Annotated in this window: 20 protein-coding genes; 8 read left to right on the top strand and 12 right to left on the bottom strand. The window is 57.3% G+C overall.

Annotation, left to right across the window (positions count from 1 at the left end; all coding sequences use genetic code 11):
- Nucleotides 1-72: 72 nt before the first annotated feature.
- Complete coding sequence (locus tag ACOSDR_RS03650) at nt 73-243, top strand: hypothetical protein (protein ID WP_420724241.1); 171 nt, start codon at nt 73-75, stop codon at nt 241-243.
- Nucleotides 244-306: 63 nt separating this feature from the next.
- Here the strand turns inward: ACOSDR_RS03650 and recO are convergent, their stop codons facing one another.
- The 3 genes from recO to ACOSDR_RS03635 all read right to left on the bottom strand — a co-directional run bounded on the left by recO (nt 307) and on the right by ACOSDR_RS03635 (nt 4698).
- A complete protein-coding gene (gene recO / locus ACOSDR_RS03645) occupies nt 307-1032 on the bottom strand; it encodes a DNA repair protein RecO (RefSeq protein ID WP_420730396.1) in 726 nt (241 codons plus the stop codon).
- A gap of 63 nt (nt 1033-1095) precedes the next feature.
- Nucleotides 1096-2352, bottom strand: a complete 1257-nt coding sequence (locus tag ACOSDR_RS03640) for a hypothetical protein (RefSeq protein WP_420730395.1) — start codon at nt 2350-2352, stop codon at nt 1096-1098.
- Between the two features lie 42 nt (nt 2353-2394).
- Nucleotides 2395-4698 (bottom strand): molybdopterin-dependent oxidoreductase, encoded by a 2304-nt coding sequence (locus tag ACOSDR_RS03635; protein WP_420730393.1) that lies wholly within the window; start codon nt 4696-4698, stop codon nt 2395-2397.
- Nucleotides 4699-4769: 71 nt separating this feature from the next.
- Here ACOSDR_RS03635 and ACOSDR_RS03630 point away from each other — a divergent pair, with 71 nt between their 5' ends.
- Nucleotides 4770-5792, top strand: a complete 1023-nt coding sequence (locus ACOSDR_RS03630) for a lipid A deacylase LpxR family protein (RefSeq protein ID WP_420724245.1) — start codon at nt 4770-4772, stop codon at nt 5790-5792.
- Here the strand turns inward: ACOSDR_RS03630 and ACOSDR_RS03625 are convergent.
- Nucleotides 5770-6156 carry a GFA family protein gene (locus ACOSDR_RS03625; protein ID WP_420724246.1) on the bottom strand — a complete coding sequence of 129 codons (387 nt, stop codon included), beginning with the start codon at nt 6154-6156 and terminating at the stop codon, nt 5770-5772. The two genes, ACOSDR_RS03630 and ACOSDR_RS03625, sit on opposite strands and share 23 nt — an antisense overlap.
- A 25-nt stretch (nt 6157-6181) precedes the next feature.
- On the bottom strand, nt 6182-6988 hold the full coding sequence (locus ACOSDR_RS03620; RefSeq protein WP_420730392.1) for a CmcJ/NvfI family oxidoreductase: 807 nt from the start codon (nt 6986-6988) through the stop codon (nt 6182-6184).
- 149 nt (nt 6989-7137) lie between these two features.
- On the opposite strand from ACOSDR_RS03620, the gene gcvA reads away from it, so the two are divergent.
- On the top strand, nt 7138-8055 hold the full coding sequence (gene gcvA / locus ACOSDR_RS03615; protein ID WP_420724248.1) for a transcriptional regulator GcvA: 918 nt from the start codon (nt 7138-7140) through the stop codon (nt 8053-8055).
- Between the two features lie 11 nt (nt 8056-8066).
- On the opposite strand, the gene ACOSDR_RS03610 is transcribed toward gcvA, so the two are convergent.
- From ACOSDR_RS03610 to ACOSDR_RS03595, 4 genes are all read right to left on the bottom strand, one after another.
- Nucleotides 8067-9578, bottom strand: coding sequence for a CHAD domain-containing protein (locus tag ACOSDR_RS03610; RefSeq protein ID WP_420730391.1), 1512 nt, complete (start codon nt 9576-9578; stop codon nt 8067-8069).
- 84 nt (nt 9579-9662) lie between these two features.
- Entirely contained in the window at nt 9663-10442 is a 780-nt protein-coding gene (locus tag ACOSDR_RS03605; protein ID WP_420724250.1) for an SDR family oxidoreductase, read from the bottom strand.
- A 25-nt stretch (nt 10443-10467) separates the two neighbouring features.
- Complete coding sequence (locus ACOSDR_RS03600) at nt 10468-11166, bottom strand: DNA replication protein (protein ID WP_420730390.1); 699 nt, start codon at nt 11164-11166, stop codon at nt 10468-10470.
- Nucleotides 11163-12443, bottom strand: a complete 1281-nt coding sequence (locus tag ACOSDR_RS03595; RefSeq protein WP_420730389.1) for a DUF2066 domain-containing protein — start codon at nt 12441-12443, stop codon at nt 11163-11165. Before ACOSDR_RS03595 ends, ACOSDR_RS03600 begins: the two co-directional genes overlap by 4 nt.
- Nucleotides 12444-12466: 23 nt before the next feature.
- Between ACOSDR_RS03595 and purM the strand changes: the two genes are divergently transcribed.
- From purM to ACOSDR_RS03580, 3 genes are all read left to right on the top strand, one after another.
- Nucleotides 12467-13570: a phosphoribosylformylglycinamidine cyclo-ligase gene (gene purM, locus ACOSDR_RS03590; protein ID WP_420730388.1), complete on the top strand. Its 1104-nt coding sequence runs from the start codon at nt 12467-12469 to the stop codon at nt 13568-13570.
- 3 nt (nt 13571-13573) lie between these two features.
- The gene (gene purN, locus ACOSDR_RS03585) at nt 13574-14239 is read left to right on the top strand and encodes a phosphoribosylglycinamide formyltransferase (RefSeq protein WP_420730386.1); all 666 of its coding nucleotides are present in this window, start codon (nt 13574-13576) and stop codon (nt 14237-14239) included.
- Nucleotides 14240-14339: 100 nt separating this feature from the next.
- Nucleotides 14340-14474 carry a hypothetical protein gene (locus ACOSDR_RS03580; RefSeq protein ID WP_420724255.1) on the top strand — a complete coding sequence of 45 codons (135 nt, stop codon included), beginning with the start codon at nt 14340-14342 and terminating at the stop codon, nt 14472-14474.
- Nucleotides 14475-14562: 88 nt separating this feature from the next.
- On the opposite strand, the gene ndk is transcribed toward ACOSDR_RS03580, so the two are convergent.
- Nucleotides 14563-14985, bottom strand: coding sequence for a nucleoside-diphosphate kinase (gene ndk / locus ACOSDR_RS03575; RefSeq protein WP_420724256.1), 423 nt, complete (start codon nt 14983-14985; stop codon nt 14563-14565).
- Between the two features lie 237 nt (nt 14986-15222).
- On the opposite strand from ndk, the gene ACOSDR_RS03570 reads away from it, so the two are divergent.
- Together ACOSDR_RS03570 and ACOSDR_RS03565 are read left to right on the top strand one after the other, a co-directional pair.
- A complete protein-coding gene (locus ACOSDR_RS03570; RefSeq protein ID WP_420730484.1) occupies nt 15223-17256 on the top strand; it encodes an ABC-F family ATP-binding cassette domain-containing protein in 2034 nt (677 codons plus the stop codon).
- Nucleotides 17253-18404 carry a CaiB/BaiF CoA transferase family protein gene (locus tag ACOSDR_RS03565; protein WP_420730385.1) on the top strand — a complete coding sequence of 384 codons (1152 nt, stop codon included), beginning with the start codon at nt 17253-17255 and terminating at the stop codon, nt 18402-18404. Before ACOSDR_RS03570 ends, ACOSDR_RS03565 begins: the two co-directional genes overlap by 4 nt.
- A 1480-nt stretch (nt 18405-19884) precedes the next feature.
- Here the strand turns inward: ACOSDR_RS03565 and ACOSDR_RS03560 are convergent.
- Both ACOSDR_RS03560 and ACOSDR_RS03555 read right to left on the bottom strand, forming a co-directional pair.
- Nucleotides 19885-20406 carry a hypothetical protein gene (locus ACOSDR_RS03560; protein WP_420730384.1) on the bottom strand — a complete coding sequence of 174 codons (522 nt, stop codon included), beginning with the start codon at nt 20404-20406 and terminating at the stop codon, nt 19885-19887.
- 12 nt (nt 20407-20418) lie between these two features.
- Nucleotides 20419-20943, bottom strand: coding sequence for a hypothetical protein (locus tag ACOSDR_RS03555; RefSeq protein WP_420730383.1), 525 nt, complete (start codon nt 20941-20943; stop codon nt 20419-20421).
- Nucleotides 20944-20952: the final 9 nt, after the last annotated feature.

Below are 20952 nucleotides of genomic sequence, written 5' to 3'. Positions count from 1 at the left end.
TATGTCCCTTGAACCCGTTTCAATTCGGTGTACTATTTTTAACAGGTTCAATTAGCGAAAGGAGGTGATCCCGTGTCTAAAAGCATGAAAACTCTAGCGGTGGCTTCGATCCTTATGTTCGGATCGGCGATTTCGGGTGCGGCCCTGGCCGAATGCTCGACATCCCATCAGGCGAAGAAGGGTGACACGACGGTTATGGAAACCGGTGGTACCTCAACCCCCGCAACACAAGGTAAAAGCTGACCCGCAATGGGTTTCCGCTTTGGGAAAGCCGCCCTGCATCAGGGCGGCTTTTTCCATTTCAGATCAAGACTTTCCAGCCGAAAACCGGGCAAGCAAACGGGTTCTCATATCAGGGGCAGGCTTTCCCAGAACATCGAATACATGTCTGTTCAGAAAATACCCCGTCGTTTTCATGGCCGACGCCAAAGCATCCGGCCCGGCATTACCAAGCCCGGTCATAAAACTGGGCAAGGCCAGCAGTTTATCATGATAGGGCTCCCCCGCCTGGGCAGAGACAGCGCGACCGGTTTTCGGGCTGACATAGCGCAAATCTTCTGTATCACCAGTTGCGGCACAACTGGATAAATCCAATCCAAATCCCAATTCAGACAGGAAGCCAACTTCCCACCTAATATATGTCTCCGCCCAATTGGCGCTGTCCAGGGCGACCATCAGGGCATCCAGGCTGTGAAACAGGCCCGGATGCGGTTCCCGCTCCGGCAGGGCGGATTCCACCATCGAAAGAGCCGACCCCATCGCCAGCAAGCGCCCGGAATCCTGCATCAACAGCGCGGAATAGCCGTGCACCGGCTCCACCGTCAGGGTGCCCAGATGTTCCTCAAGCCGTGCGCGCCAGGACACGGCCAGGCGATTACCCGGCTGTAATACGCCCTTCAATTTGCGGGACTGTCCGCCCCGCACCAGGCCGGCATGGCGTCCGTGGTTTTCGGTCAATACGGACAGGACAAGCGCGTTCTCCCCGTGGCGACGGGCCGAAAGTAGGATCGCCTCATCCTGCCACTCAATCATTCCCGGCGCTCACTTGTCTGTTGATCCGGCTATAGAACTATACGGAAAAGGCAGGCATGCAGCCTAATCCTTTGTGGCGATTGCCTGTTTCACCGCCTGTGTAACATCTTGCGCGCCCAGCCCCGCCTTCTTTCCCGATGTCACATCCGACCGCCCCTGTATCACGCGGCGATAAATTTCCTGGTCCAGCTTATCATCCATCCAGGAATGCATTTCCTTCACGACGCGTCCACGCATCGTCATCAGATTTTCTGAGCCAAATCGGCGCTCGACAAAATCATCCAATTCCTGCGGCGGGGCGGGCATTTGACGCAGGATAAAGGTCAGCACCGCATTTCGGGCGGGAATATCATCCTCCGCCACGCTGAGCCAGCGCGTGGCATGCCCCGCCCAACCATCCAGGGCGAAGGAGATCTTGATCCGTTCTTCGCGGATCAACGCCAGCAAACTTTCGTATTTCTTATCATTCAGATAGTAATCATCGTCCAGAACAGCCGATTTGATCGCCTGGGCCCGATCCAGACTGTATTGGATGAAGGTATTCAGATTGAAATCAATAATCCGCGCCGCTTCCATAACTTCATCGGGACGCTGGGTGCTGCAATACGCAGCAACGCCTTGGTGCAACTGCTCCAGCAGGGTCATTTGACGGCTCAGAAAACCCACCGCGCGTGTCTGGTCATTGGTGACCAGGGAACAGATCGGGGCAGCATAATCGCTGAGCGTATCCAGCCGCTTCTGCAATTCCTCCCGCGAAATCGATGCACCATTGACGACCGACCCGACAATAATGCGAACCAGACGTACCATATCCTTGGGGTTATCATCACTCAGGGACATCAGAACGGGGCGGTTCACATTGCGCAAATCCGTCTGCCCGTTCGTTTCCGCATATTTCCGGCCAAACATCGCCAGAATTTCCAGAAACGCGCTTTGTGAATCAGTCCGGCTGATCGCGATTTCATTTTCCGCCAGTCGTTTGTCCCGCTCATCCCCGGCTTCCAGGTCCGCCTCCAGGCGCATATCGCGCACCGTGATCGGGTCCAAATGCCCTTCCCGCTCAAAATAGGATTGGGCCACACGTTCATGCAGCAAGGCGTCGCGCCCGACCAGATCAGTCCATCCCGGAACATCGCCGAAAGGCATCACCAGATCATTGGAAACACGCCCTAAATCAACGCCGCCGAAATTGGGAACGATGGCTTCAAAATCATCCAGCATGGGATCACGCGGGGCCCGACAGCGCAGCATCTCTATGGTGCGCCCGTGAAACCCGACATATACGCCGCGATCCTTGAAACTTTTATACTGAACGGCCATGACCGCTTAGACCCCATCTTTGGTCAAAAATCCAACGACATATCAGCCCGAAGCGAATGCAGGTTGGTCAAAGGCCTTCATCTCAGGCGTGTCGCCCAGGACGGCCTCCACCTGTACCAAACATGTATGAGCGCTGGGGCCCTGAGACAAGCGGGATGTTCCCCGGTCCGCCGTCAGGACATTTGGATTGCCATGGCGATCCAGGCTGCCATCCCGCTCCGGCGCTTCCGGGTCATACCACGCCCCGGTCGCCAGTTGGACCACGCCTGGCATGATGGCTTCATCCAGGAATATCCCGGCCAGACAGGACCCACGGGCATTAAACACCCGCACCAAGGCACCGTCCTGCAAACCGCGCGCCTTCGCATCCTGCGGATTCATCCGCATCGGTTCCCGCCCCTGAATCTTGGTTTTAACGCTGCCCCGGCCTGGATCCAACTGGCTATGCAGGCGTGATTTTGGCTGGTTGGATATCAGATGCAGCGGGGTTTGTTCAATCGCGGCGCCCCCCAGCCATTCATACGGTTCGGTCCAGGTTGGATGCCCGGCAATCTCCGAATACCCGAAATCAGCGATTGTCTTAGAGAAAATCTCAATCTTACCCGTCGGGGTCTTCAATCGATTGGCAATCGGGTCCTTGCGAAACTCCCCCAGGAAACAGCGCGTTTCGGGCCCGCCTTCCAGATGCAGATGTCCCGCCTTCCAGAAATCATCAAAGGAGGGCAATTCGCGCCCGACCCGACCGGCCTCCTGGCGGCTGCGATCCCAGATATCGCGCAACCAGTCCATTTCGCTGCGATCCTCAGTAAATTGCGCCTTAAAGCCCAGTCGATCCGCCACATCCGCCATGATGTCATGATCATTGCGCGCCTGACCAACAGGCGCCACCAGCTTCTTCATCGCAACGGCCCAACCATCCAACTGGGCAACCGCGATGTCGTTGCGTTCCATCACGGTGGTCACTGGCAGAACGATATCAGCGTGGCGCGCCGCAGGTGTCCAGAATATCTCCTGCACCACAACTGTTTCGGGCCTGGCCCAGGCCTTGCGCAGGCGATTGAGGTCCTGGTGATGGTGGAACGGATTGCCGCCCGCCCAATGCACCATACGGATATCAGGATAGGTCAGGCGCTTGCCATTATAGTCGAATTCCGCCCCTGGATTCAGCAGCATGTCGGAAATGCGCGCCACGGGAATATAGCTTTCGACCGGATTGCGGCCCGTAGGCACCGCCGCCCAGCGCAATTGCGGGTCGGGATTACCATTGCCATGTTCACCCGCCAGACCAATGGCGATACCGCCCCCCGGCAGACCGATCTGACCCAGCATCGCCGCCAGGACGACGCCCATCCAATAGGATTGCTCCCCATGATCGGCGCGCTGTAAGGACCAGGACAGCGATATCAGAACCCGGCCCCGGGTCATTCGGTCGGCCAGTGCGATTATGTCTGCGTCAGGAATACCGGTAATCTGTGCCGCCCATGCCGGGGTCTTGGGCATGCCATCGCTGTCCCCCATCAGATAGGGGCGAAAGGCGTCATAGCCTGTTGTATAGCGTGCCAGAAAGGCTGTATCGACCTTACCGGCCTGATCCAGGCAATAGGCCAACGCCATCATCAGTGCGGTGTCGGTATTCGGGCGAATGGGCATCCATTCTGCCTGTAATTCCGGTGTCATATCATCGCGGATCGGGCTGATGCCAATAAACTGCCCCTTCCCCGCACCCAGTTTCGCCATCCAGTCCCGCGCGGTATGTTGGCCCAATCCCCCATTCTGAATCTGGGTGTTTTTCAGGGCCAATCCCCCAAAGGCCAGCATCAGATCCGTATGTTCCGCGATTTCATACCAGCTGGGTGCCTCATACATGGTGCTGCGCAAATCCGTCAGAATATGCGGCAGAATGACCTCCCCCGCAGCGAAAGAATAGGCATTGACCGATTTCGTGTACCCGCCCGCCATATTATAGAATCGATGGATCTGACTTTGCGCATGGTGGAACCGCCCGGCGCTGGCCCAGCCATAAGACCCTGCATAGATCGCCTGATTGCCATGGGTGCCGCGTATCCGTGTGATTTCACCGGCCAACAGGTCCAGCGCCTGGTCCCATTCAACCTCTATAAATCGGTCTGCGCCGCGCAGATGACCGTCCGTGCCGGGCCCCCCCTTCAGCCAGCTTTCCCGAATCGCCGGTCGCCGAATGCGGGATTTTCCATCCAATGTATCCAGAATGGAGGCTGACATATCGGACACGTCATCGCCCGAAACCAACGGAGAAAGAGAGTCGACTTGACCCTGCCGCAACTCCGCCACATAGCTGCCCCAATGATTAGCTGTTGTTAGTTTCATCGTATCAATGCACTTTCTGATGTGTTGGACTTCCAATGTAGGGGCCCCTGAGGGTTTGGGAAAAGAGATTTATGCGAACTGCGCTAAAATACTGGGCTGTTGCCGGTACAATTATGGCTGTTTCCTTGTGCGACGGGCCATCGGCGGTGGCGCAGGATATGCCCGATGACAAGGGCACATTAAGCCTGATGCTGGAAAACGATCTGTTTGGCGCCGGCACGGATCGCCATTTCACCAATGGCATCAAGATCACCTATACGACCAAGGAATATGTCCCACTGGAAAATGAACCCGTGTCCTTTATGGCGCGGCTGATTCCCTTTTGGCCCAATGGTGCGCGGGCGCGCGCGACCTACAGCCTGGGTCAGAACATGTATACACCAGATGATATTTCGGACCCGAATCTCAGACCCAACGACCGCCCCTATGCGGGCTGGCTGTATGTCAGCGGCGGCCTGATCGCGGTTTCCCCAAATGCAGACCGCAGCGACGCCATGGTGTTGGAACTGGGCGTGGTTGGTCCGTCCTCTGGCGCGGAATATACCCAGACCCATTGGCATGCCGCATTCGACTTTCAGGAACCGCGTGGGTGGGATAACCAAATCAAGGACGAGCCCGGATTCAGTCTGGTCTATGAACATCAACGCAAATGGTGGGAAAGCGGTGTCGGGCTGGGCATGAATGTGGATGTCGTGCCCAATGCGGGATTTGCCCTGGGTAACATCGCGACATATCTGTCCAGCGGCATCACCTTCCGCCTGGGTAAGGATCTGACAACCGACCTTGGACCGCCCAGAATCCGCCCCAGCCTGCCCGGCAGTGCCTATGTGCGGGAAGCGGACGGTTTCAACTGGTACACATTTGCCAGCATTGGCGGGCGCGCGGTCGCACGCAACATCTTCCTGGATGGAAACACATTCAAGGACAGCCCCAGGGTGGATAAGAAAATTCTGGTTGGTGATATGCAGGCCGGATTGGCGATGCAGTATGATGATTGGCGCCTGACCTACACCTATATTATCCGGTCCAAGGAGTACAAAACCCAGGAAAGTATCGACAAATTCGGTGCGATCAGCGTTTCATATCGGTTCTGATATCGTAATAATCCCCCGCATCTTCGGTAAAGATGTGATGCGTCAGGCGCAGCCCGGTTGGCATATCCAGGCTTCCGGCCGTGATCGACATGCGCTCTTCGCCCTGCGGCTGCCAGAACACATTCCCACCACAGCGGGAACAGAATCCCCGTCTGGCCTTGGGTGAGGAGTCGAACCAGGTCAGGCTTTCATCGGACAGGATCGTCAGGCTGTCATGCGAAGCCGATGTCATCGCGGCGAAATGACCGGATGTCTTACGGCATTGCGTGCAATGGCAGGCGACAACGGGCCGCAGCGGCCCGTCCACCCTGTAGCGGACGGCACCGCACAGACATCCCCCGAAATGAACCTGTTTCTCACTCATATGCATTCCCCCTGTTTAAGAGTGATCAATCGAAGCGCAGAAACGCCCGGACCTCGATACTGTGCCGCGTCGCAGATCCGTCTGGCGTCGACGGATCAACAAACGCCGTATGCGGGGTGAATCTGGCCCGGCCAGACGTGTCAGAGTCATATCCTTTAATCAGGATCGCTTCCTCTGTCGACATGTTCGGGAAATAGGTCCAACGCTGACCGGTGCTGTGACTGACATGGTAAATCTGCCCGGTGCGATCCTTAAAGATCAGCGCCGATGGCCGCAGGTCGACCGGCCCCAAAGTCAGAGAATCCAGCAAAGCCAGAGGCAGCGCCGTCACAGGGCCCACCAGAGGTCGCCACAGGTTCACCTGTGCCACGCGACCGGACAACCAGCGCTGTGCCTCCTGCGCACCCAACAGATCCTGTACCCGCTTGGGGGCGGATGTTTCCGTATAGTCATTATGGGCGCTTTGCACCGGAAGGCGTCCATTTGCATTGCCGGTGATGCGGATCGTATGATCAAAAATCAATACATCCCGCGCGCCGGTCTTCTGCTTCAGAATTTCGGTCACTTCGGGGTAATAATGGGATTTGATGGTCGGGTCCGCATCATCCGTGACCGGGCCAAGCTGCGTTGGCTGATGCACCAGTTCAAAGCCGTTCTGATCCAGCGTATATCGATCTTGCTGTAAGCGGCCATTAACGATCTGAACCTCTCTCATTTCCGGTTCATAGTTTCTGACAGCTTCTCCCGTATCGCCGTGATAGGTGGCTGTTGGCTCCCGAATACCGGCGGGAACAAAACTGATTTTCGCTGTTGTAAAAGGATATTGGGTCATTTCTTACTCCTCTATGTGCCAAACCAGTTTGAGTTCTGGTTCCGGTTTGATGGAACAATCCCCTTCTGTGTTTGAATATCGGATCAAATGCGCAGAGTTTAAAACGATGATTTGTTGAAAGATTATTAAGTTCAGGTTTAAGATACACTATGAGCGATATTCTACCCCCCATCGCGTCCCTGCGCGGATTTGAGGCGGCGGCCCGACATTTGAACTTTTCTCGGGCGGCAGCGGAGCTTTTCGTGACTCCGGCGGCAATCAGCCAGCAAATTCGGGGGTTGGAGGACTATTATGGAACGCCGCTATTCATCCGAACGACGCGCAGCCTGACCCTGACCAGTGCTGGTGCGGCGATCCTGCCGTCGGTGCGCGAGGGTTTTGCCGCCTTTCGGGAGGTACACCGGCGTCTGATGGCTGAGCGGGAAAGCGGCCTGCTGACGGTCAGTGTCTATCCCACAATGGCGGAGAAATGGTTAATCCCCCGGTTGGAACGCTTCGTGAAGGCGCATCCCGATATTGACCTGCGGTTCGATGCAACGGACACATTCACGGATTTTCACCGCGATGGGGTGGACATCGCCATTCGTTATGGGACCGGACATTATCCGGACCTGACGGTGATTCCCTTTCTGGATGAAAATGCTGTCCCGGTCTGCAGCCCCGCCCTTGCCAGGCATTTGACCACACCGGCGGATCTGGTCGGCCAAACCCTGCTGCATGCAGAATGGCGAATGGAACGGGAAGCGGCGGCGAACTGGCGGCTTTGGTTGAAGGCCGCCCATATCAAAACCATTGATCCCAATCGAGGGCTGCGCTTCAGTTCCGAGGCCATGCTGGTTCAGGCTGCGATTGACGGGCTGGGCGTTGCACTGACGCAATCGACCCTGGTGGAAGGAGACATCGCAGCCGGGCGATTGGTGCTGCCCTTTGGGAATGACCTGAATATGCCAACGGAATTCGGGCATTTCATCGTCTATCCAAAAAGTTCGGAGACCGTTCCGAAAGTCATCGCTTTCAGGGATTGGGCCCTGGCCGAGGCAGTCAGACCGGACTCAGCGTCTGGCTAAGCCCGTTTTCGTCAGGCCCAGAATGGTGTCAGGACCCGAAACTCTGACCACCGGGCATCAAACTCTGCCTTACCGGTCTCAATCTTTGCAGTATTGCCTTTTTCAATCGCACGACGGATGGATTTTGGAACCGGCATGTCCGGTGCTTCCATCGCATCCAACAAGGCGGCATGAACCACAGCATCATTCAGCCCACCCAGACATTCCTGCAAAGCCTTGGACGCGCCCTTCCAGGGCTTTATCTCATTGGGATCGTAAAGACTTGCAAAAAAATCAATGGCATAACGCAGTTTCTTAACGTCAATGCGCAAGGCATGAAGGGCGACATCATCCAACTGCTTTGGATCCGGCCCCGCCGCAGCCAGAACCGCAGACAATCGCTGATCCAGAAGCTCTTTCGCCACAGTTTCCGTTGATATATGCCGGGCATGCTGCGGTTCCGGTTGATAGGGAAACCGGATCAGCGCCATCTTCAACTGGTCATAGCGCGCAGAGCGCAGTGCCTTATGGGCCTTCTTATAGGCCCGTGTGCGCGCGACTTGAACCCGCTTCTGAAATGCCTTGAAAGACTTCGTACTGCCATGATCGGATTCCAGCGGCGCCAAAGTTTCCGTCAGAAAGACATCCCAGTCCCGCGCGGGACCCAGCGCCAGTTGATGCCGCCGCAACATCTTGTTCAAAGGCTTGCGCAAGTCATCCGGAATGCTGTCACGAAAGGCAGATAAGGCGGCCCTCAACCGGCGCACGGCAACCCGCGCTTGATGCACCCCCTCTATATCTGTTCCGGCAAGCACCGCGGCTTCGTTGCCCAACAGTTGCGCGGTGCCTTCCTCAATAATCCCGGTCACCGCCCGCCAGGCGGGTTCCTGCGGCTCCAGTTTCAGCTTATTTGCCTTCTGAATGGTCGGTTCGGATCGTTGAAACAGCGCGTAGCCGCGCTGGGCTTTGCTTTCGATGGCAACCGACATGCCATACCGCGCGCCCAGGTCCGCCGCGACATCCAACAGGTCCTGCGGCGTGCCCCCCTTCAGTTCCAGTTCGACCTCGCAGACCGGATCAACGCGCCCCTGGCTTTCGATTTGACCCAAATCCAGCGCCAGTTCCACAGGCCCCCCCGGCAGATCCAACAGCCATATCGTCCGTCGAATATCTGTGGTGAAGACAGGAACCAGCGGATCATCGCCGATCATCGCCATCAGCGCCTGTCGCATCGCAGGATCATCGATCAGGGATAAATCCGGTTCCTGTGCCGTGGTTGGGGCATTGTATTCGGTGCGATGCTGAAGCCCAGCGCCCTTGCCGGATACTTTCAGGGTCTGAATGCGATCTGCGCCTTCCTGGCGGATGCGCAATGCCGCTTTATGGGCGCGCAAAGACAGGTCCGGCGTATCAAAATACACCGCCAACAGTGATCGGGATACCGCCCGTGCCCGTTTCATACGGTGCAGAGCAGTATCCCGTCGGAATCGACTGACCTCCGTTTGGGCCAAACTCAGTTTTAATTCAATCTCGCTTTCAGCCATGCTCCGTATTGAATATAACTCGACCTTTGTTTCAAACAGATATTGCTTTGTAACAAAAGTTTAACAATACGGCGCTGTAATGCGCTACAGCACACCGGGAAAATTCCCGCCATCCAACAGCAGGTTCTGACCGGTGATAAAGCCAGCCCCGGCGCTGCACAGGAAGGCACAGGCCTGGCCGAATTCGTCGGGTTCCCCGACCCGCCCAGCCGGATTGGCTTCCCCGATGCGGCGCACGGCTTCTTCAACGGAAACACCCTCCCGCTGGGCCCGGGCACTGGCTGTGCCCTTCAAACGATCCGTATTGAATGGGCCTGGCAGCAATCCATTGATCGTCACATTATGGCGCACGGTTTCGCGCGCAATCCCGGCAACAAATCCGGTCAAACCAGCCCGTGCACCATTGGACAGGCCCAGAATGGCAATTGGCGCCTTCACCGCAGAAGAGGTGATATTCACGATACGGCCGAATTTCCGTTCCATCATGCCATCCACCGTGGCCTTTATCAGGAAGATGCCGGTCAGCATGTTGCCATCGACGGCCTTGATCCAGTCATCCCGATCCCAGTCCCGAAAATCTCCAGGAGGTGGCCCCCCGGCATTGTTGATCAGAATATCAGGCTCAGGACAGGCCGCCAAAAGGGCCGCGCGGCCATCATCGGTGGTGACATCGACGGCAACAGGCGTGACAGTGACTCCGGTCGCGGCGCGAATTTCCTCAGCAGTCGCATTCAGGGCATCGGCATTCCGACCATTGATGACCAGATCCACGCCCTCTTTCGCCAAGGCCAAGGCACAGGCGCGCCCCAATCCTTTGGAAGAGGCGCATACAATCGCTTTTCGGCCTTTTAGTCCCAAATCCATCCTGAATTCTCCCTCTGGTTACCCACTATTCTTCTGGGGTGGTCTCTAGATATCCCAAGTCAATTAAAACCTTGCGCGCCAATGGCTTGGTCGGCCTCTTGCGCTCTGCAAGGCTTAGCTGATCCATACGCGTTGCAATGGCCCTGGCTGCATCAAAGGTCCTTGGCATGCGATCTGTCAAGAAACGCAGAACATCGGCATCCGGCAACAGCTGTCGATCATCGAACTGCTTCAACAGCACCGATTGCAAGACCATATCGTCCGGTGGCCCCAATTCCAGTAAAGGGGCGGCAGCCAGACGGGATCGCATATCCGCCGTGCCAAAGGTCCATCGGGCGGGCGGGTCCTGAACAGCGATCAACAGATGCCCATTGCGATCTCGAACCATATTGACCAGGTGAAACAGGCAATCGGGTTCCTTGACCAAATCCGCCGCATCAACGGCGATGGCCTGGGCGTGTCCTATGACATCATTCAGCGTTGCAACCTGTAAGTCAGGCCCCTGCACGATAAGCGCCCCTGCCGCGTGGCCCCAGACCGCCAAAAGATGGGATTTACCGCTTCCAGTCGGACCGCATAGGACTGTTACCGGCCCGGGCCAAGCGGGATAGTGGTCCAGCCAATCCACCGCGACCTGATTGCAGGACCCGACAACAAAGTCATCCCGCCCATTGGCCGGACGAAACGAAAGATCCAATGGTAATTGAGACGGTCGTTGCCTCATCGTCGCGTCAAAATCCAGGAGCCTGGCGTCTCTGAATCCTCCGACAGGCCCAGGGATACGCGCCGCAAGGCCTGATCCAGCCGTGCCTGATCCCCGATATAATCTATATCGACAATGGCATGATCCGTTGCCAGCACCGCCAGACGCCATGCTTTGATAGGGGCAACGCTGTTTAAGGCCTTCTGTACACCCAACCAATCCTGCAAACCACTGACGGGTATTCGAGTGGTCAGGCTGGTGGATTCCTGATCAAATCGCAGGATATTTGCGGTTTTCCAACGATCTTCCAGAGCGTCCAGTGTCAAAGAAGCTGCCGCTGCAAACTGGGCCAGATCGGTCGACGGGTCCGCATTTTCCCCAGCACGTTCGGTTGCCCGCGCAAGCAGCGCCTCTGGGTTCAGACGCAACAGTTCCGGCGCACCAGGCCATCCGGGCCCAAAACTGGAAATCTCCACCAGGATTGAACCGTCATCCGTCTGGGTTGCGACGGGGATTATGACCGCCCCAGCGCTGTAACGGGCAGCAATGGCATTAATAGACGCCGCATCAACCTTCATCGCCCGGTCCACATCAATGGCGCTGATATCCGACAAATCCCCTAATGGCACAGTATAAGGCACCACAGTGCCAGCCCCGTCCAATTGCCACCAGCCATCCAGCCAGGGGTTGGCATCGCTCCACAACAAATCCCCTGACGCGGACTTATAGACGGGCAGGATCACGGCAAGCGGACTGCTGGATCCAAGATAAGCAACGCCGCTGCGCTGAAGAAACTGATTAATCGCATTGGCGTGGAAGCGGATGGTCAGGTTTGCCAGATATCGGCCCCCCCCAAACTTTTCATCCTGATAGGCAATATCGCGGATCAGATATTCCAATCGTCCATCATCAGGCACTGTCAAAGGTCGGGCCGCACCAGATAGGTCGGAAGGCGCAATCGCAACCCCGGACGGGGACACGGGCACCCCGGCTTCCGGTGCGGGGGTTTCCGGTGCGGGGGTCGCCGCATCCGGGGCCGTTCCCTGCGCCGCCGCTCCGTCCAAAGTCAGCCGCTCCATCAGGGTCTCGAACGCTGCGCGCTTTGCCTGCGCGACACCGATTCGCTTGGCCTCGACTTCACTGGCAGCGCGTTCGTCCACCTTGACATTGGTAATGGCGTAAAGTTCTTGTGCGAAACCTTGGCCTGTAATGCTAAAAAAGGCTAAGATAACAGCGAAATAGGGTCCAATCACGCGGTGCGCGCGACAGGATTTGAGGGGTGTGGGCCGTTCGGCCATTGCAAAAGGCTCCCTTTCGGATAATGTCCCGCCCGTTATACCCGCCGAGACAGGAGGGCGCCATAGCCCAGGACAGCAAAAAAAACGGTCTGACCTATGCGGATGCAGGGGTCAGTATTGATGCAGGGAACTCTCTGGTCGACCGTATCAAACCCTTAGCCAAATCAACCGCCCGGATTGGATCCGATGCTGGCATCGGTGGATTCGGTGCCTTGTTCGACCTGAAAGCAGCCGGATATACTGATCCACTGCTGGTTTCCGGTACCGATGGTGTTGGTACCAAACTGAAGATCGCCATCGATTCCGGTATCCATCATACAGTTGGCATTGACCTTGTTGCCATGTGTGTAAACGATTTGGTTGTTCAAGGGGCAGAGCCGCTTTTCTTTCTGGATTACTTTGCCTGTGGTCGCTTATCCGTCGATGTCGCAGAACAGGTTATCCAGGGCATTGCAGAAGGTTGCAGACAGGCCGGATGCGCCCTGATTGGCGGCGAAACAGCCGAAATGCCTGGTATGTATGGCGAAGGCGACTATGACCTGGCCGGATTCGCCGTTGGCGCGGTTGAGCGCGCAGATGTTCTGACCGGTGAAAATGTTGCCGAAGGGGACATATTGATCGGTCTGGCCTCCAGCGGTGTGCATTCCAATGGGTTCAGTCTGGTACGCAAGGTCCTGACCCTGGAAGGTTTGGGCTTTGATGCCCCCTCCCCCTGGTCGGTAAACCAGTCTGTGGGCGAAGCACTGTTAAATCCTACCCGTATTTACACAACATCTGCGCTGGCCGCGATCAAGGCCGGGGGCGTTCATGGTATCTGCCACATTACAGGTGGCGGTTTTTATGAAAACCTGCCCCGCATCGTACCCAAATCCCTGGCGGTTCGGATTGATCCCAATTGCTGGGTTCGCCCCACAGTCTTTGATTGGATTGCTGACGCGGGCGGCATTCACCCCAGTGAAATGTACCGGACCTTCAACTGCGGCATAGGCATGGTCCTGTCCGTGGCACCGGAACAGGCCGATACCATCCTGCAAGTGCTTCAGGACAATGGCGAAGCCGCCTATCGCATCGGATCGGTTGGAACGCTGGCTGATATTGGGCGTTCTGTTCAAGTGGAAACCCGCTAGGCGATGGTTCAGAAGACACGCCGACCGCGCACGGCCGTATTGGCCTCTGGTGGTGGTACGAATCTGCAGGCGTTGATTGATGCGGCACAAGACACTGATTTCCCAACAGAAATCTGTCTTGTCCTGAGCAACAATCCTGGTGCCTATTGCCTGCAACGCGCCGCGAAAGCCGGAATTCCTGGCGCTGTCGTGAACCATCGCGATTATCCAGACCGCCCCGCTTTCGAGGCCGCCATCCAGGCGGTATTGCAGGAGTATCACTGTGACTATGTCTGTCTGGCCGGGTTCCTGCGCATTCTGACTGCGGATTTTGTCGAACACTGGCGCGACCGCATGTTAAATGTGCACCCGTCCCTGTTGCCCGATTTCAAGGGTCTGCACACCCACAGCCGTGCCCTACAGGCTGGTCACAGTATACATGGCTGCACCGTGCATCTGGTGCGGGTAGAATTGGATGACGGCCCCCTGATTCTTCAAGCGGAGGTCCCGATCCTGCCGGATGATACTGAAGAGACATTGCAACAGCGTGTTTTAACGCGCGAACATCTGATTTATCCGCAGGCTCTGGCTCTGGTCACCAGCGGTCGGGTTCAGGTCGAAGGCACGCAGGCGATAATTGATGGCCAACCTGGTCCCCTGCGTTTGACCTGGGATGCTTTGGAAAAATGACGGCAGTGCCTACTTGAGAATGGTCTTAAGATGAGTACACTGGTAACAGGAAACACTTTAGGAACCGCGGGACATGCGGGTTCGGGGAAAGGGCTTTAAAATGGAAGACTTGGATTTTGTGAAGGCACCGCGCGAAAACCTGGGCACCTGGGACGGCATGAAAAAGCTGATCGTCATTGTTGGGGGCGCGGCAATTGTCATTCTTGCCCTTATGGCGCTGACACTGACCAGCTAATTCCACACCAAACAGTCAAAGAAAAAGGGTGCCCCGCAAGGCACCCTTTTTTACTTTTGTCAGGCTGATGTTTCAGGAAACCCGGCGATTAGCCGACGATTTCTGTGCCTGCAAAGAAATACGCGATTTCAATCGCGGCATTTTCCGGTGAATCGGAACCATGCGCAGAATTCGCTTCGACAGATTCGCCATACAGCTTGCGAATGGTGCCTTCGTCGGCATTGGCCGGGTTGGTGGCACCCATTACTTCGCGATTCTTCAGGACGGCATTTTCGCCTTCCAGAACCTGCACCACAACCGGGCCAGAGGTCATGAACTTAACCAGATCCGGGAAGAACGCGCGTTCTTTGTGAACGCCATAAAACTGTTCGGCCTGTTGGGTTGTCATGTGAATGCGTTTCTGTGCCACGATCCGCAGACCTGCATCTTCCAGCATTGCATTGATTTTGCCGGTCAAATTGCGACGGGTCGCATCCGGTTTGATAATCGAAAATGTTTGTTCCAGAGCCATGGTGTCTCTTTGCCCCTCTCTTGGAAACCGCGTCAGGCGGTTCCCTGTGTGTTTAAAACTCGATAAATCTCTGCTGTGCGACCGTCCGCCTTTCACTGTGGGGCTCATGTTGCACTGCGCGCGCCTTATAGACGGCATGCCATGGCCCTTCAAGCCTCGCGTTTTTTCTTCTAGCAGGCGGAAATGCGCGATGCCGTGATTTCCTATTTGTTCGGACCATGCTATGCGACTGTCGCTATGTTGAAGATCGAAGACCTTACCTACCGCGTTGGCGGTCGAACCTTGCTGGACGGGGCCTCTGCGACGGTACCCGATGGACACCGTATTGGCCTTGTCGGGGCGAATGGAACCGGCAAGACAACCCTGTTGCGCCTGATCACCGGCGATATTCCAGTCGATGGTGGATCCATCGAAACTGGCAACCGGGACAGTATCGGCACCGTTGCCCAGGAAGAACCCGACGGAAGCAAAACCCCTCTGCAAACCGTCATCGCATCCCATGTCGAACTGGCGGAATTGATGCATGCGGCAGAAAATGAACCGGACCACCCGGACATTGGCGAAATCCATGCGCGCCTGATTGACCTGGATGGCCACCGCGCAGAAGCCCGCGCGGCCCGCATTCTGGCAGGCCTTGGCTTTGACGAGGATATGCAGAACCGCACGCTGGACACATTCTCCGGCGGCTGGCGGATGCGCATTGCCCTGGCGTCTGCGCTGTTTCGCGAACCCGATATCCTGCTGTTGGATGAGCCGACCAACCATTTGGATCTGGAAGCCTCCCTTTGGCTGGAAAGCTATCTGTCCCGCTATCCGCGCACCCTGGTCATCGTCAGCCATGACCGCGCCTTCCTGAACCGCATTCCGACCGCGATCCTGCATCTGAACAATGGCAAGCTGACGCTGTATAGCGGCGGCTATGATCGGTTTGAGCGCACCCGCGCGGAACAACAGGCGCACCAATCGGCCCTGTTTGCCAAACAGCAGGAGCAGCGCCGCCACATCCAGTCTTTCGTGGATCGCTTTCGCTATAAAGCTTCAAAAGCCCGCCAGGCCCAATCGCGGCTTAAAATGCTGGAGCGGATGGAGCCTATTGCCAGCGTCACCGACGATCCCAGTATCCAATTCGTGCTGCCCAAGCCTGATATCCTGCCCCCACCGATGATTACGCTGGAAGATGTCACGGCGGGCTATACACCGGAAAAACCGATCCTGCGCAAATTAAACCTGCGCATTGATATGGATGACCGCATTGGCCTGTTGGGGGCGAATGGCAACGGGAAAACCACCTTGTTGCGCCTGTTGTCAGACAGATTGAAGGTTGCATCAGGCAGTTTGCGGCGATCCTCAAAGCTGGAAGTTGGCTATTTCGCCCAGAACCAGATGGAAGAGCTGAATTCAGACCATACGCCGGTCGAGGAATTGCAGGCCCTGGAACCCATCGTCACGGATTTAAAGCTGCGCACTCATCTTGGCCGCTTCGGCTTTACCAAGACCAAGGCAGATACCAAGATCGGCAAATTATCCGGTGGCGAAAAGGCCCGTGTGGCCCTGGCGGTGATTTGTCGCCGCCGCCCGCAATTGCTGTTGCTGGATGAGCCGACCAACCATTTGGACATCGATTCCAGACAGGCCCTGATTCAGGCCTTGGCCGATTACGAAGGGGCGGTCATCGTGGTCAGCCACGATATGCACCTGATCGAAGCGACTGCGGATCGTCTGTTGCTGGTGGATGCAGGCACTGTCACTCCCTTTGATGGGGATGTCAGCGATTACCGTAAGTTCCTGCTGGACCAGCGGCGTGAAGACAGCAAGAAGCCCGCCAAGGCTGCCAAGAAGAGCCCTGATCCCATCCCTGTTGATCCGCCTGGAAATGATCTGGACGAGAATGCTGTACCGATTCAGCAGGACGCGCCAAAGCCGCTGCCCCCCGTTAAGCAGCCCCCGCCAGCGAAGCAAACACAGGGCGTCGCGATGATGGAGGAACGCAAGGCAGACCGCCGCAGCAAGGCAGATGCCCGCGCAAAATTGGCCCCCCTGAAGAAGGCTGCGGAAGGTCTGGAAGCGCAGATGGAAAAGCTGACCCGGGCGCGCGCCGATATCGATATCAAATTGGCGGACCCTGCTTTGTATCATGGCAATGCCGCAAAACTGGGGGATCTGACGCGCATGGCATCAGACCTGGACCGCGCCATTGCCAAGACGGAAGATGCCTGGCTGCAGGCACAAGACGCCCTGGAACAGGCGAAAGCACGGTCTGACGCGGCATGACCCACGCCACCCCAAATGCCCTGGACGGACTTCTGGTGGTCGCTATTGAACAGGCCGTCGCCGCCCCATACTGCACCTCTCGCCTGGCCGATGCCGGGGCGCGGGTGATCAAGGTAGAGCGCCCCGAAGGGGATTTCGCCCGCAACTATGATCACCTGGCCAAGGGACACAGCAGCTATTTCGTCTGGCTGAACCGGGGCAAAGAATCCGTTGCGCTGAATCTCAAGGATGACGATGACCTTGCCCTCTTGAAGGCCATGATTGCACAGGCGGATATCGTGATCCAGAATCTGGCCCCCGGCGCGACCGACCGGTTGGGGATCGGGTCCAAGACCTTGTGCGCGCAGCGGCCTGAACTGATATCTGTCGATATCTCCGGCTATGGCGAGACCGGCCCCTATCGCGACATGAAAGCATATGACCTGTTGGTACAGGCGGAAACCGGCCTGTGTTCCGTGACGGGTACGCCTGAGTCGCCCGGTCGGGTTGGCGTATCGGTCTGCGATATTGCCTGTGGCATGTATGCCTATCAGGCAATCCTGGAAGCCCTGATCCTGCGCGGACGCACAGGGGTCGGACGCAGGATTGAGGTTTCCCTGTTCGGCGGCATGGCCGATTGGATGACGGTCCCCTATCTTCAGCATGTCTATGGGGGAATAACCCCCGGCCGGGTTGGATTGAATCATCCGACCATTGCGCCCTATGGGGCCTATCCATGCGGGGATGGCATCCCAATCCTGTTCTCTATCCAAAATGAGCGCGAATGGCAGCGCCTATGTACACAGGTCCTGCTAAAGCCTGAACTGGCTCAGGATGAACGGTTTTCTGCGAATGACGCCCGCGTTGCCAACCGGGTCGCCTTGAACGCTGAAATTGGCGCGGTTTTCACTGCCGCCCCGGCGGTTGACATTGCGCAACGCCTGACCCAGGCCGCCATTGCCTATGGCATGCTGAATGACATGGCAGGCCTGGCTGCCCACCCACAATTGCGCCATCGCCCAGTCCCCCTGCCCGATGGAAACAACCTGGACCTGATCGCACCACCCGCAGCCTGGCCGGGCCAGGCCGACCGGTTCGGCGCTGTGCCAGGGATCGGACAACATACGGACGCGCTGAAAACAGAATTCCTGACCAACCGCCAGTCCTGACGCCCCCGGCACCAATCGCGCCTGCCGCCCTGGACCCCGGATCAGGTCCGGGGTGACGATGTGTCAGATAAATGCACCCTCACCCTGAGGAGCGTAGCGTCTCGAAGGGGGAGCCCGCTGGAAGCACCGGACTTACAGCCCCTCCTTCGAGACAGCGCTACCGCGCCTCCTCAGGATGAGAATGAAACCCCACGCCCCGTCATACCCGCGAAGGCGGGTATCCAGGGCCACAAGCACAAATCGAGCCTGCCGCCCTAGACCCCGGATCAGGTCCGGGGTGACGATGTATCAACAAATGCGCCCTCACCCTGAGGAGCGTAGCGTCTCGAAGGGTGACCTTCCTCAAAGCACCGCATTTCCAGCCGCTCCTTCGAGACGGCGCTATCGCGCCTCCTCAGGATGAGAATGGGACCTCCCCTCCCCGTCATATTCGCGCAGGCGGTTATCCAGGGGCCCCCGCACCAAACGAGCCTGCCGCCCTGGATCCCGGATCACGTCTGGGGTGACGATGTGTCAGATAAATGCACCCTCACCCTGAGGAGCGTAGCGTCTCGAAGGGGGTGCCCTCTGTAAGCACCGGACTTACAGCCCCTCCTTCGAGACGGCGCTATCGCGCCTCCTCAGGATGAGAGTGGGACCTCACGCCCCGTCATATTCGCGCAGGCGGTTATCCAGGGCCACCCGCACCAATCGCGCCTGCCGCCCTGGACCCCGGATCACGTCCGGGGTGACGATGTGTCAGACAAACGCGCCCTCACCCTGAGGAGCGTAGCGTCTCGAAGGGGGAGCCCGCTGCAAGCACCGGACTTACAGCCCCTCCTTCGAGACGGCGCTATCGCGCCTCCTCAGGATGAGAACGAAGCGGAAGGTCAGACGTGCAACGCCATAACGCACCATCCCCTCAGCGTCCTTCGCGCCTTCTCTGCGCCCTCTGCGGTTAATCTTTACCATCTCGTCACACCCGCCCAGGCGGGTACCCTGAGCCACAAACACCAATCGCGCCTGCCGCCCTGGACCCCGGATCACGTCCGGGGTGACGATGTATCAACAAATGCACCCTCACCCTGAGGAGCGCAGCGTCTCGAAGGGTGATCTGTCTGTAAGCACCCCACTTTCAGCGCATCCTTCGAGACGGCGCTATCGCGCCTCCTCAGGATGAGAATGGGGCCTCCCATCCCCGTCATACCCGCGCAGGCGATTATCCAGGGCCACACGCACAAATCGCGCCTGCCGCCCTGGACCCCGGATCAGGTCCGGGGTGACGATGTATCAGACAAACGCGCCCTCACCCTGAGGAGCGCAGCGTCTCGAAGGGGGAGCCGCCCTTACAGCCCCTCCTGCGAGACGGCGCTATCGCGCCTCCTCAGGATGAGAATTCGACGATTTGTGGAATGCGCAGGCGGGTATCCAGGAGCACCCGCACCATTCCCCTGTTGCTTTAAGTTAGAGCGTGCCGTCGGGATGCGCGTGCTAACCTATGTTAATAGCGCCCTAGCCGAATGTCGGTATCTGCGATTTCGTCATAGTCATCGCCGTTCTTGACCACCGCATAGACGTCAGCGGTATACATATGGGACCGCCCGCCGGAACAGGGGGGGAGATAGCCTTCGGTGTACCAGTTGCCCGTGGCGCGGTTCTTCTTTTCGACCCAGACGCCCTCGGGCATGTCATCTGTGCCGCCTGGAACACTGGGCAGGGTCACTTCCGCCTGACCGGGGGTGATCATAAAGCCAATCTTGCCGTGACCACCGTCATAGGACAGCTTGTTGAAGTCCTGATCATTGAATTCAACGATGATCGCGTTGGCTTCCGCTGGGATACCAGACACGATCAGGGCTGGCGTGGCGCCCTTGCCACCATCCTTCGCACAGTGTTGTCCAGCCGGGATCTTGCTTCCCGTCCAGGTGGAATCCGCGAAACGCACCGATAGATCATCCGCGAAAGCCGTCCCCGCACACAGGACAAACGCAGCTGCAACCGCAACAATCTTTGGAATTTGCATCGTCTCTCTCCCTTAATAGCGACCCAATTGAAGATAGGTTTCAGCCATAACTTTATAGCCTTCACTATCATAGTCTACTGCAAACACCTTGGCGGAATACAAATTACCCTCGCCACCGGAACAGGGGGGCAGATATCCAACAACACCGATATCATCCCGGTTTTCCTCTTCAATCCACACGCCATTGGGCAGGGTTGTCGTGTCACCGGGGACGGACAGCAAAGTGGCGCTTCCCTTGCCGACAACGATATCAAAGCCAACAATGCCATGCCCCCCATCGGTCGACAGGGGCTCATAACTTTCATCGTTAAATTCAACCAGAATCACATTGGCCCCTTCGGGAATGCCCTGCACCGTCATCAGGGGGGTGGAGCCATTGCCGCCATATTCTGCACATTGTTGGCCATCGGGAATGGTGTTTCCATCCCAGGCGGCATCTTCAAGCACCACGGTCATATCCTGCGCCTGCGCAGTATCGATCCAAGTGCTCAATCCCAAAAAGACAGCCATTGAAAGGGCATAGGTCTTAGTCTTCACATCAAATCT

The organism is Hwanghaeella sp. 1Z406 (assembly GCF_048892425.1).
In the GTDB taxonomy this organism is placed as follows: domain Bacteria; phylum Pseudomonadota; class Alphaproteobacteria; order UBA8366; family Aestuariispiraceae; genus Pacificispira.
Note: the sequence above shows the minus strand (reverse complement) of the source record. Positions and strands in the feature narration are given on the sequence as shown.